The sequence below is a fragment of the Neopusillimonas aromaticivorans genome, from assembly GCF_030344915.1.
GTDB classification, from domain to species: Bacteria; Pseudomonadota; Gammaproteobacteria; order Burkholderiales; family Burkholderiaceae_B; genus Neopusillimonas; species Neopusillimonas aromaticivorans.
Genome location: NZ_CP128233.1, coordinates 1,334,951 through 1,347,157 on the forward strand (window position 1 = coordinate 1,334,951; position 12,207 = coordinate 1,347,157).

The following is a 12,207-nucleotide window of genomic DNA, read 5'->3' on the forward strand; positions in this document are numbered from 1 at the left end:
GCAGCCCGGCATGGGCGAGCGTATGAAACGACATGACAATCGCCCTCGTATGTTAACCGCAGACAGCGCTGTGCCACACAAAAATGAGCCGAAATCGGATGGCTAGAACCGGTGCCGGATCTGCAACATCGCGCCATGATCAACCCAGCCCGGTGACAAGACCCCGGCATAACCAATGCTCAACTGCCCTTGCCGACCCAAGGATGTCGACACCATGACCCGGGCAGTCAGGGCGTTGGCCGGCATGCTGCGCCCATGCGTCACAAAGGGTGTGGCGGTCTGACTGTCACGAAACATGGCCGTTGACGCTAATGCACCGGAACCGCGACGGTGACGCAAAGCCAGCTCGCCCTTAACCTGGGCCTCGCCCAATGCGGTGCGAAACGCCTTGACGGCCTTGAGCCCCAGCGACGCGTAAGCAGCCACATCAGACGCCCCGGTATAACGCAAGGCCGCAGGCCCACCCGATTCCACATGACCCGCACTGTGTTGATGCACCAGAGCAACCTGCACGAATGGCTGAATGACGGCCGCCGGTGCCAGGACCATCTGACCAAACCATTGCAGGGTACGGCTGCGCCACGCCGTGTGCAACGCATGGCTCATACGCCCCATGCGTACAGAACGACGGGCGCTCACCTCATGCCATTCCGCCGCCACCCCTGTATGCCACTGCACCGTATCGTTCTGCCAAGCCAGATCAACACCGGCGTGCAGGCTGCGTACCATTGACCGGGCGTCGCCAGCGCCATCGCGCTGAGTGATCTGACGCTGCTGGACACCCGTAAACCCACCCAATGTCAGGGCATGACTGACCAGGTGACGCGCGCCAACCGTCAGGCCGCGCAACAGGCGTGCGTAGCCCGGTACAACGGCCTCTTGCCTCGTATGGCCCTGCGCCTGATAGACGTTTGCCCATACCCCGGAAGAACCGGGCGCACGATACAAGGCCTCGCCCAACACTGCGTCACGCACAAAACGGCTGTCCTCCAGAAGACTGCCTCGCACAGTCGCCGGCCAGCTCCCGGCCAACTGCGATAAGGTTTTCCGGGCTTCGCTGCGATCAAGCACAACGATGGCGTCATACAGTTGCGGGAGGTCTTTACGTGTCACTGGACTGGCATCAGGGACGGACGCTGCAGGTGAAACGACAACCGCTGCAGGCACCGGCGCGTCAACGGGTTCAGGCAAGGCCACCGCCTCGGGTGACGGTGTAATGACCAGCCCGGCCCCAGGAACGACGGCCACTTCGGGCGCGGGAACCCCCGCGTCATGCGCTGGATCCGGCGTCACAGGCTCATCGGCAGCAATAATGTCGCCCACTACAGCCGCCTCGGGTGTCTCTGCGACATCACTGAGCGGCACGTCATTGCGCTCAAGCGTCAGCGTGACCGATGACGCGTCATAGCTGAGTGTCGGCGTCAAAAACGCAAAATTGCTGCTGACCCGATCAAACCGCGTTCCACCCAGTGCCACCGGTTGCCGTCAGGAAGCGATACTGCGTCGACGCCTGCCAGTCGCCCGCCTCGGCCAAGGCCTGCACATCACCGGCCAGGGTCGCCTGACCTCCGACAGCCACGGCATCGTGACGCCCGTCCGGAGCCACTTCAAGCGACAGTGTCGCGCCCGTATCAAAACGCAAGTCGCCGGGAATCGTCAGCACACCAATGCTGGCCCCCGGTGCCAATGTCCCGCCGTCGCGAACCCAGACCGAGGCCACTGACCCTGTTCCCTCAAGCCGCGCCCCCGACATGACCTGGACGGCACCGGAGAACAACTCGTTGACTGCCAACGTTCCTTCCCTGACATGAGCCAGCCCGCTGTAACCCAACGCATCATGTCCCAGCACCAATCGCCCTGCGCCCGTTTTTTCAAATGGAACCCGCCCCGCCAGGACACCCGTATGAGTGGCCTGCCCACGATCAACATGCCAGCGTATCGGCGCCGCACTGTCAGGCAAGACCGCCGCATAGCCCGGAGGAATCGGTTGCTCAGCCAGCGTCATCGCTTCAAATTGGGTATTGCCCGACACCGTCACCCCCGGTGCGTAGGTCAGGGCAGCCCCCGCATTGACCTGTAAACCACCGTATCCGATCGCTTCATCACTGGCCACCACCAGTTCTCCGTCCAGCACCCGCGTCACACCCGTCGCCGTTGTTTGCCCCGCCAGTGTCAAGGCGCCGGCACCCAGTTTGATGAGGCCTTCCATCGACCCCGGCACATTGGCGATAGTGCCGGTCAACCTAGCGTTACCTTGCGCCTGCACCGCGATGACGGCCGCTTCACCCACCAGAAAATCACGGGTATCCACATAAGGGGCTGCCGTTATTTCCCAAACCTCGTCACCCAAAACAAAAGGGGCCGGCGTTGTCATCGCCTGCCCCCAATTGCCGGTTGCGGGGTCACGGCCAACATGCCCCATGCCAAACCACCGATACACCAACTTCCGAACCGCCACAGATGCTGTTTAGACTTGACATCCTCCCCGGCCTAAAGGCCGGGGATTCCTACGGCGCTCAGTGGAGGCATTGAGCCGCCCCTGAGTCGCTTCGGTGGGTTCCTGCTGCTGGCGGCATTACTGCACCGCTCACTTCACAGGCGAACCGGGCGTGCCCCGCCCTTAAAACATTGATCGCGCCAACCACGTCGGCGTTTTCCTCGAAACCGCATTCAACGCACAAGAATTGCGCCTGTGTTTTCCGGTTGTCCGCCGAGACATGGCCGCAGCACGGACAGGTGCGGCTCGTGTTCTGCGGCGGCACGGCGACGAGCCATGCGCCTCTCCAGGCCAGCTTGTAGTCCAATTGGCGGCGGAACTCAAACCAGCCTTGATCGAGGATGGACTTGTTCAGGCCGGACTTAGCCCGAACGTTTTTCCCCGGCGTTTCGGTGCTGCCTGCCGCCGACCTGGACATATTCCGTACCTGCAAGTCCTCAATACACACCATCGCGTGGTTTTGGCTGATCGCGGTCGAGGTCTTGTGTAGGAAGTCGCGGCGGGCATTGCCGATGCGGGAATGAATACGCTGGACGCGGGCTTTCGCCTTCTTCCAGTTGTTGCTGAACTTCGTCTTGCGGCTCATCGCCTGTTGCGCCTTGCGCAAAGCAGCCTCATGCCGCTTGAAGCTGTGAAGCGGCGCGTAGAACGCGCCGTCCGAGAGGGTGACGAAGCGGGTAATGCCCATGTCGATACCGACCGCCCCACCTTGCGCAATGGGTTGCTCAACCTCGCGCTCCGTCTGAATACTCACGAACCACTTGCCGCCCGACTGGCTCACGGTGACGTTCTTCACCACGCCCAACACCCCGCGACTGTTGCGATAGCGCAGCCAGCCCAGCTTTGGCAGAAACAGGCGGTTGTTGCCATGATCGAGCTTGATCTGTTTTGGGTCGGGATAGCGGAAGCTATCCGACTGGCCCTTCTTCTTGAAGCGCGGGAAGTCCGCCCGCTTAGCGAAGAAGTTGGTATAGGCCCGCTCCAAATCCTTGAGCGTCTGCTGCAACGGATGCACGGGCGCATCGGCCAGCCATGCGGTTTCCGCGCTATTGCGCCACTCGGTGAGTAGCTTGCACAGACCCGCATAGCCGAGCTTCTTCTCGCCCTGCTCGTAGCGCTCTTTCTGCAACGCCAGCGCCTTGTTGTAGACGAACCGGCACGAGCCAGCGAAGCGGCGTATTTGCCGCTCTTGCTGGCCGTCTGGCATCAGTTCGTACTTGTAGGCTTGAAGTAGTTGCATGGCTTAATCATACTCTTGGTCTATGAGCGATGACAACGAAATTAGACATGGACGGCACTGCGTTTTCAAGATGCACGTTCACTTGGTCTTTGTGGCGAAATATCGCCGCAGAGTGTTCGATGGCGACGCCATCAGTCGGCTGTGTACCATCTTCGCTAAGGTCTGCGCCGATTTCGAGGCGCAACTGATCGAGATGGACGGCGAGGACGATCACGTCCACCTATTAGTGGAGTATCCGCCGAAGGTAGCCGTCTCCAACCTCGTGAACAGTCTCAAAGGCGTGTCCAGCCGCCTGCTCCGCAAAGAGCGGCCAGACATCCAGAAGCGCTATTGGAAAGGCGTGCTGTGGTCGCCGTCCTACTTCGCCTCCAGTTGTGGCGGTGCGCCGATTTCCATCGTGCGGCAGTACATCGAACAACAGAAGACACCTCACTGAAACCCAAGGACGGCTACGCCGTCCGCGCTATCCTTCCCCGCCCTGAACGGCGGGGCTTGTCGCGCACTGGGTCATCAAATGCTCCGAAAAGTCCGGCATATCGCCGGGAGGGAAACGGTCAACTTGTCAGAAAAGTGACAAATTGTGTGCATTATGGCAACTTCCGCAATAATCACAATGTGAAAGTCCCTATAGACGAGATGGGTATTGACCTGTATTCGCGCGCGTCTCTGCCAGCGACGAGCCGCACGTTTTGAATTGGCAAAGAAATATTTTGATCCGGTGTATTGTCTCGTCCAAAAAACCGATTTTTTTCCCAAAACTTTCTGGGACAATTGTCAGCAACCGATTACAATACCCGCTAAACCGTAACAAAACCAAACAGGTTTTTTCCCAATGCCCACTCAACTGCCGTGCTTCGTCCTTGGCGCTGCCGAAGACGCTTCGCAACGCGAAGCCGTTCGTGCACGCCTGGAAAGCCGGGGGTTACAGGTTGTGTTTTTCCCGATGATTACACCGTCATCCATTGACGAGCGCTCGTTGGGGCCGTACATCAACATTGAAAAAAACATCAATGCCTACGGCGACGTCCTGACCCGGGACAACGTGGCCATCGCGCTAAGCCACATTGCGGTGTACCGGCACATTCTCAACCATCACATCCCCAGTGCCGTCATCCTTGAAAGCGACACAGACATCAGCCCCGATTTACCCGTACTACTGGATACCGGCACACCCAATTGCCTCGAGCACATGTTTGGTTCGTACGAACCTGTTGTGGTCATCTTGACGCATGTTGAACAAGCCTACCGCAACCCGTTTCGTACCGTGGGCAACACCGCCTTCAAACTGGTGCGACCGTATGGCTCGGTACGGCAGTCAAGGGGTTATTTCATTACCAATGCCGCCTGTCATAACCTGATCAAAACGCAATACCCGGTCTGGACCAGCGCCGACCACTGGGAAGGCTTTGTCGAGCAAGACATTTTCCGGCTCTGGGCCCTGACACCCAACGTGGCCTGGGCCTGCTCAAACGCACTACCCGAACCCGTCTACCCCCGAAACGCGCAAGCCGCCCCGGGCACATGCTAAGCCCCATGCAAAAACTCTGGACCCGCGCCGTTACCGAAACGCTGCTGGTCAAAAAACTGCCCGAGGGGCAGCAGGTACATTAACCTGGGCACATACGCGATGAAAAACAGTACATAGTACAATCGACGAGGCGTTGAATTACGCGGCGCCTTCGCTGTTTACCCTTGTCGCCAACGGGCTTTTTGCTCAATAACCATAACGCCTGCACGATGCTTCCATCCCTGTGGCAATCCCTTCGGTCTGCTGTTGAACACACTGGCGTCCCTCACTCTGAGCAACGCCTGATCAATGCGGCTGGCCTGACCATCGACGTCACCGCACAGCACTGGTCACCCGAAGTGGGTGCAGCTGCCGAACGCATCCTCGACGCGCATGGCTTCTGTCAAAAACGCCACGACTTGCTGTCGGGCGGCATCGTCAACCCAACGGAACAGCGTGCCGCCTGGCACACTGCCTTGCGCACGGCCGCCGCCCCCGCGACGTCGCCACCGAGCGTCAGCGCATGCTGGATTTTGTCCGCCTGGCCGACGCCGAACGCCGCTGGCGCAATATTGTTCATATTGGTATCGGCGGCAGCGACTGGGGGTACGTCTGGCCATTGCTGCCTTCGGTTATGCCGGCACCTGGCGCAACGTGCGCTTTGCCGCCAATATCGACGGGCATGCCATGGCAGGCGCCCTGGCCGGTCTTGATCCGCACGAAACCCTGGTCGTGGTGGCGTCAAAGTCATTCACCACCACCGAAACCCTGCAAAATGCCGCGCGCGCACTTGAGTGGCTGAAGGGGCCGGTATCAGCGACCCTTACCAGCACATTGTGGCCATCACGGCCCGACCGCAGGTCGCCCAGCAATGGGGGTAAAGCCCGGCCATATTTTCCAGCTCTGGGACTGGGTCGGCGGCCGTTTCTCGTTGTGGTCATCCGTCAGCCTGACCATCGCGCTGGCGGTTGGTATTGACACCGTTGCCGGGTTACATGCCGGGGCGGCGGCCATGGATCACCACTTCGCCACGGCACCTCTGGCCGGCAACGCCCCGGTGCAAATGGCCATTTCAGGCGTCATCAACCGCAGCCTGCTGGGGTACGGGTCGCTGAACATTTCACCTTACGATTACCGCCTGGGCTATCTGGTTCCTTACATCCAGCAACTCGATATGGAGTCGCTGGGCAAATCCGTTGACTTGCAGGGCAAACCCGTACAACTGCCCACCGGCCCCGCCGTATGGGGCATGCCCGGCACCGACGCCCAGCACACCTTTTTCAATGGCTGCACCAGGGCAGCGACGGTGCCCCGGTTGACTTCATTGTCTGCCAGCACGCCGACCACCAATGGCCCGACCACCACACCCACCTGGTGGCCAACTGCCTGGCGCAGCGCGAAGCCCTGCTGCGCGGCAAAAGCGTCGAACAGGCCTATTCCGAAGGGCTGGCCGAAGGGCGGTCGCCCGAACAGGCCGAAGAACTGGCACACCACCGCACTCACCCCGGCGGGCGGCCATCCACACTGGTTGTACTCCCCAAATTATCACCCTATACCCTGGGGGCCCTGCTGGCCCTGTACGAGCACAAGATTTTCACCCAAGGGGTCATGTGGAATATCAACCCGTTTGACCAGTGGGGTGTTGAGTACGGCAAAATGCTGGCTGGTGGCCTAGTGGCAGCACTAAAAAGCGGAACCGGCCTCCCCCTCGTACGACGCCTCAACCCTATATTGGGTCAACCGCTTTCGCCACCGCGAACCCTGACCGAGGCCCGAACCGTCTTGATGATTTTCAGCCTGGTTCTTAGCGCATTGCTCGCATGGGTGCTAACAGCCGCACTGCGTCACTATGCCCTGATGCGCAACGTGCTCGACATCCCGAACGCGCGCAGTTCACACACCCGCCCCACACCACGCGGTGGCGGCGTGGCATTTGTACTGGTCTTCACCGTTTTTGCCGCCATCAGCACCGCCCTGCCCATCACAACGCCACCGGGCACCTGGGCCTTGATCGGCGCCAGCCTGATCGTGGCAATCACCGGCTTCATTGACGACCACCACCCGTTGCCGGCCCGATGGCGTCTGGTCGGTCATGCCGCCGGCGCGGGCCTCTTGCTGTGGTCTTTTGGCGGCATCCCCCGTTAAGCGTCTTTGGCTACGCGACAGACTTCGGCATGGCGGGCGGCGTGCTGGGCCTGCTTTACATCATCTGGCTGCTGAATCTTTACAATTTCATGGACGGGATCGATGGCCTGGCTGCCGCGCAAACGCTGTGTGTTGCCCTGGGCGGGGCTGCCCTGTACAGCGTGCTGGGTCACACCCAACTGATCTGGCTGCCCCTGCTGCTGGCCGGCAGCGTCACCGGCTTCCTGATCTGGAACTTCCCCTGCAAAAATATTCATGGGCGACGCTGGCAGCGGCTTTCTGGGCATTACCCTGGCCGCGTTCAGCCTGCGTGCCGGTCATATTGACCCCAACCTGTTCTACTGCTGGCTGATCCTGTCGGGGGTTTTCATCTGCGATGCCACCTTCACCTTGCTGCGCCGCCTCCTCAACGGCGAAAAAGTCTACCAGGCCCACCGCAGCCACGCCTACCAGTACGCATCGCGCCGTTTCGCCAGCCACAAAACCGTCACGCTGTCGGTCATTGCCATCAACCTGCTATGGCTGTTCCCGTTGGCCCTGCTGACGGCACTACGGCTGATTGATGGCACAATAGCCCTTGTGGTCGCCTATGCGCCCCTGATTGCCCTGGCCTGGGCCTTCAGTGCCGGCAAACCTGAAGCGCACCCTGATACGCCACCCTCCAACTCATGAAATCGTTACGCTCGACGCTTGTCCTGCTGTTTGACCTGTGCTGTGTCATTGTGGCCTGGCTAGGCGCTTTTTTACTGCGATTCAACTTCGAATGGCCCTACGGTTTTGAATACACCATTCAAACCAGCCTGTTCCCCTTGTTGCTCACCCAACTGGTCGCCAGCCGCTGGGCGGGCCTGTACCGGGGCATGTGGATTTTTGCCAGCCTGCCCGACTTGCGGCGCGTATTGAAAGCGGTTATTGCCTCGGCCATTGTGGTGCTTCTGATTGCCGCGCTGGCCCCTGCCAGCCTGGTCATTCCACGCTCTGTCGTCATTTTGTACCCGTTATTGCTGCTGCTGCTTATGGGTGGGGGCCGTATTGCCTGGCGCATGTGGAAAGAGCATCGGCTGTACAACCCGGGCCGGGGCCAGGGCAAGCCCGTCGTCGTCATTGGTGCAGGCACCGCCAGCGCCATGCTGGTGCGCGAACTGGAACGCAGCCCCGACTGGCAGGTTGTGGCTCTGGTTGACGATGACCGCAAAAAATGGGGCCTGGAAATTGCCGGTTGCCGGGTAGAAGGCGGCACCCACCAATTGCAAGAAGTGCTTACCCGATGGGAAGCCCAGCATGCCATTCTGGCCATGCCCTCGGCCAGTCGCGCCACCCTGCAGCACATCACCCAGGCCACTCGCGATGCCAAAGCGCAACTGTTTACCGTACCGGGGCTTAGCGAATTGATGAGCGGTCGTGTCGCCGTCAATGTGATGCGGCCTGTCAGCATCGAAGATCTGCTGGGGCGTGCCAGCATTCATATTGACACCGAGAATGTCAGGCACATGCTGAAGGGCAAACGCCTGCTGGTCACCGGCGCAGGCGGCTCCATCGGCAGCGAACTGTGCCGTCAGCTGGCACGCTTCGAACCGGCCCTTATCGTCCTGCTGGACTCAAGCGAATTCGCCCTGTACACCATCGAGCAATGGTTCAGCGTCAACTGCCCCGAAACGGCGGTTGTTCCTCTGGCTGCCGACGTCAAAGACGACCAGCGCCTGAAGCACATTTTCGACCGCTGGCAACCTGAAGTCGTATTTCATGCCGCCGCCTACAAGCACGTGCCCCTGATGGAAACCTGGAATGCCTGGCAGGCCGTACGCACCAATGTGCTGGGCACGTTACGGGTGGGCCAGCATGCCCTGCGCACCTGCGCCGAACGCTTCGTACTGATTTCAACCGACAAGGCCGTTAACCCCACCAACGTCATGGGGGCCACCAAGCGCATGGCTGAAATGGTTTGTGAACTGCTGCAACAGCAAAGCAACGGCACCACCAGCTTTCAGATGGTGCGTTTCGGCAATGTGCTGGGCAGCACCGGCAGCGTCATCCCCAAGTTTCAGGAACAGATCGCCAAAGGCGGGCCGGTTACCGTCACCCACCCGGACATCACCCGCTACTTCATGTCGATTCCGGAAGCCGCGCAATTGGTGCTTCAAGCGGCCAGCATGGGCCGTGGCGGCGAGATTTTCGTATTGGACATGGGTGAGCCCGTAAAAATTGTCGACCTGGCCAAGAGCATGATTCAATTGTCCGGGTTCAGTGAAAACGAAATCGCTATCAAATTCACCGGCCTGCGCCCCGGCGAGAAGCTGTACGAAGAGCTGCTGGCCGACAACGAACACACCCTGCCCACACACCACGAAAAACTGCGCATCGCCAAAGCGCGCACGGCCGATGCCGCGCTATATGACTTCGTGCTTGAGCTGGCCACAACGCAAGACACCCGCGACATTGATGATGATGCGGTGCGTAAAATGCTGGGGCAGTGGATTCCGGAATACCAACCCGCCACGGCTACAGACAACACGACCTGAACCACCGACAAACCAATTCGTCATGTAGCGTAGTGTGACGAAAATATCCTACTTTAATAAAACAAATAACTCTACTAAAATGGGGTATTAGCGCATTCGGAGACTCAAATGCTTCAAACACTACGTAAAGCCGGTGGGTCCCTTGTCATGACGGTGCCCAAGGCCTTTATCGATCAAAACGGGCTTGGTGAAGGCTCACAGGTCGAACTCAAGCTGTCAGGCACGAAAATGACGATCGAAGCACCCAAGCGCCCGCGCTATAAACTAACCGACCTGATGGCCGAAATGGGCCAAGGCCTGCCTCATATTGAAGGGTGGGATGACATGCCTTCGGTCGGGCTAGAGAACGAATAATGGCCTATGTCCCGAACCGGGGTGACATTGTTCATCTTGAATTTGACCCCTCTTCGGGCAACGAAATAAAAGGCCCTCACTTCGGCCTGGTTCTAAGCGCTAAAGTCTTCAATCAACAGGGGCTTGCCATGATATGCCCGATTTCACAGGGCGCTGCAGCCGCAGCACGCACCTATGGCACCGTGGTAACCCTCATGGGATCCGGGACAGACACCCAGGGTGCAGTGCACTGCCATCAACTTAAATCGCTTGATTGGCAGGCACGTAAAGTGCGCCTGAAAGAGACCGCACCGCAACCCATTGTTGACGAGGTTTTGGCAAGGGTCGAAGCCATTTTATTTGACTGAATCAACTCTCTGCAGTTACTGGCCAGCATAGGCCTTCCTGCAGCAGCATCAAAAAGGGCCCCACGGGGCCCTTTAACATTGCACTGACGACCTGATCAACGCCGCGCGGCCAGTACCGCCGGCGCATTCATGTCATCAAGACGCACGGTCTCAGGCCCGAAAAACGCCAGGCTGGCGGCGTCAATAGTGCTGGCATCCAGAGTATTGGCCACACCCGACAAGGTCAGGCGTGCCAGCACATATTGCAAACGCGCCTGCGCCAAGTCAAGCTGCGAACGGTAGAACCGGTCTTGCGAATCAAGAATATCAATAATGCTGCGAGTACCGGCCTCGAAGCTTTTTTCAACCGCCTGCAAAGCCGCTTTGTTCGAAGCCACCGCCACTTCAAGCGCCCCGATACGCTGCGCACCGCTGATCACGGCCTGATACTGACGCGTGACCTCGACGGCAATGCGCTCGCGCGTGGCGGCTAATTCTTCAGACGCACGGTCACGGTTGTGGCGTGCCTGACTGACCTGGGCGCTGGTCAAACCACCGCTGAACACCGGCAAGTTCACCTGAATACCCACCGAGGTAGTATTGCTGTCTTGATTACGGGTAGAAATGGTTTCATTGCTGACATCACGACGTGACGCCACCACATCAACTGAAGGCAAATGACCGCCGAAAGCACGGTCAATTTCCTGGCTGGTGATACGCACGCCTTCCTGGCCGGCGCGAACTTCGCCGTTGGCGGCCATGGCCATGGCCAACCATTCGGCCTGGGTGGCCGGTTGCAACGGACGCGGCTTGAAATCGGCCGACAACGTGGTAAGTTCAACCGGAGAACTACCCAGCATTTCCTGCAGTTCACGCCGCGCCACCACCAGGGCATCTTCGGCCTGGATGACGTCGGCACGCGACAAATCGCGGCGTGACTTGGCTTCGTAGACGTCGGTTACCGTACCTTCACCACCATCGAAACGTCGCTGTGCCGCGACCACCTGCTTTTCATTGGCCTGCAGCTTGGACTGCGACAGTTTCAGCTGCTCGAACGACAGCAAGGTCTGGAAATAACGATTCAGCAACCGTACCGACGTATCTTTGGCTTTGGTATCAAAGACGGCCAGACTGTAATCGGCACGCGCCTGACCCTGACGGTATTCAGCGATACGTGTCCAGTTGAACACCGGCTGCGTGGCCCGGATTTCCTTCACGCCCGACATATAACGCAAGTCTTCGGTAACGTCGTTACCCCGTGCGTTTTGCGTTTCAAGTTCACCGCGGATGCGCGTACGCCCATACGAGGCACTGACCTGCGGCAACAGCCCTGCCAACCCTTGGGCACGATTGGTCTGACCTGCCTCACGTTCGCTGATGGCCGCTTTATAGGTCGGGTCATTCTGCATGGCGGCCTGCCACGCCTGGGTTAGCGTCAGGGCACCTGAAGCACCATTTTGCGCCCACACCGTGCCGGCCACGCTGCCAAACAACACCAGCACGCCGAGGGTACGAACAACACGTGCCGAGACAGCGCATGCAGGACGAATAGCACCCATAACACGTCGAATACCCTTAGAACGCACAGCAGGACTCGCAGAACGCAGCAAACGCATCGC

General features: G+C 59.4%; 12 protein-coding genes and 1 pseudogene. 9 read left to right on the plus strand and 4 right to left on the minus strand.

Annotated elements, in window-relative coordinates; all coding sequences use genetic code 11:
- Positions 1 to 102 precede the first annotated feature (102 nt).
- From N7E01_RS07170 to N7E01_RS07180, 3 genes are all read right to left on the minus strand, one after another.
- Positions 103 to 1,476, minus strand: coding sequence for an autotransporter outer membrane beta-barrel domain-containing protein (locus tag N7E01_RS07170; protein WP_289175198.1), 1,374 nt, complete (start codon positions 1,474 to 1,476; stop codon positions 103 to 105).
- Positions 1,451 to 2,422 carry an autotransporter-associated beta strand repeat-containing protein gene (locus N7E01_RS07175; RefSeq protein WP_289175200.1) on the minus strand — a complete coding sequence of 324 codons (972 nt, stop codon included), beginning with the start codon at positions 2,420 to 2,422 and terminating at the stop codon, positions 1,451 to 1,453. Before N7E01_RS07175 ends, N7E01_RS07170 begins: the two co-directional genes overlap by 26 nt.
- Before the next feature lie 94 nt (positions 2,423 to 2,516).
- The gene (locus tag N7E01_RS07180) at positions 2,517 to 3,737 is read right to left on the minus strand and encodes an RNA-guided endonuclease InsQ/TnpB family protein (protein ID WP_289175202.1); all 1,221 of its coding nucleotides are present in this window, start codon (positions 3,735 to 3,737) and stop codon (positions 2,517 to 2,519) included.
- Between the two features lie 22 nt (positions 3,738 to 3,759).
- On the opposite strand from N7E01_RS07180, the gene tnpA reads away from it, so the two are divergent.
- The 9 genes and pseudogenes from tnpA (at position 3,760) to N7E01_RS07230 (ending at position 10,609) form a co-directional block, all read left to right on the plus strand.
- A complete protein-coding gene (tnpA, locus tag N7E01_RS07185; RefSeq protein WP_289175204.1) occupies positions 3,760 to 4,173 on the plus strand; it encodes an IS200/IS605 family transposase in 414 nt (137 codons plus the stop codon).
- 396 nt (positions 4,174 to 4,569) lie between these two features.
- A complete protein-coding gene (locus tag N7E01_RS07190; RefSeq protein WP_289175207.1) occupies positions 4,570 to 5,265 on the plus strand; it encodes a glycosyltransferase family 25 protein in 696 nt (231 codons plus the stop codon).
- A gap of 209 nt (positions 5,266 to 5,474) precedes the next feature.
- Positions 5,475 to 7,009 (plus strand): annotated as a pseudogene (gene pgi / locus N7E01_RS19360) (glucose-6-phosphate isomerase).
- Between the two features lie 17 nt (positions 7,010 to 7,026).
- Positions 7,027 to 7,389, plus strand: a complete 363-nt coding sequence (locus N7E01_RS19365; protein WP_434089568.1) for a hypothetical protein — start codon at positions 7,027 to 7,029, stop codon at positions 7,387 to 7,389.
- Between the two features lie 29 nt (positions 7,390 to 7,418).
- Positions 7,419 to 7,715 (plus strand): MraY family glycosyltransferase, encoded by a 297-nt coding sequence (locus tag N7E01_RS18640; RefSeq protein ID WP_350494978.1) that lies wholly within the window; start codon positions 7,419 to 7,421, stop codon positions 7,713 to 7,715.
- Positions 7,645 to 8,061 (plus strand): MraY family glycosyltransferase, encoded by a 417-nt coding sequence (locus N7E01_RS07215; protein ID WP_289175214.1) that lies wholly within the window; start codon positions 7,645 to 7,647, stop codon positions 8,059 to 8,061. The genes N7E01_RS18640 and N7E01_RS07215 overlap by 71 nt, the downstream gene beginning before the upstream one ends.
- Complete coding sequence (locus N7E01_RS07220) at positions 8,058 to 9,908, plus strand: polysaccharide biosynthesis protein (RefSeq protein WP_289175217.1); 1,851 nt, start codon at positions 8,058 to 8,060, stop codon at positions 9,906 to 9,908. Before N7E01_RS07215 ends, N7E01_RS07220 begins: the two co-directional genes overlap by 4 nt.
- A gap of 108 nt (positions 9,909 to 10,016) precedes the next feature.
- Positions 10,017 to 10,262, plus strand: a complete 246-nt coding sequence (locus N7E01_RS07225) for an AbrB/MazE/SpoVT family DNA-binding domain-containing protein (protein WP_289175220.1) — start codon at positions 10,017 to 10,019, stop codon at positions 10,260 to 10,262.
- Entirely contained in the window at positions 10,262 to 10,609 is a 348-nt protein-coding gene (locus N7E01_RS07230; RefSeq protein ID WP_289175223.1) for a type II toxin-antitoxin system PemK/MazF family toxin, read from the plus strand. Before N7E01_RS07225 ends, N7E01_RS07230 begins: the two co-directional genes overlap by 1 nt.
- A 95-nt stretch (positions 10,610 to 10,704) precedes the next feature.
- Here N7E01_RS07230 and N7E01_RS07235 read toward each other — a convergent pair whose 3' ends face one another.
- Complete coding sequence (locus N7E01_RS07235; RefSeq protein ID WP_289175225.1) at positions 10,705 to 12,147, minus strand: TolC family outer membrane protein; 1,443 nt, start codon at positions 12,145 to 12,147, stop codon at positions 10,705 to 10,707.
- Between the last annotated feature and the right edge of the window lie 60 nt (positions 12,148 to 12,207).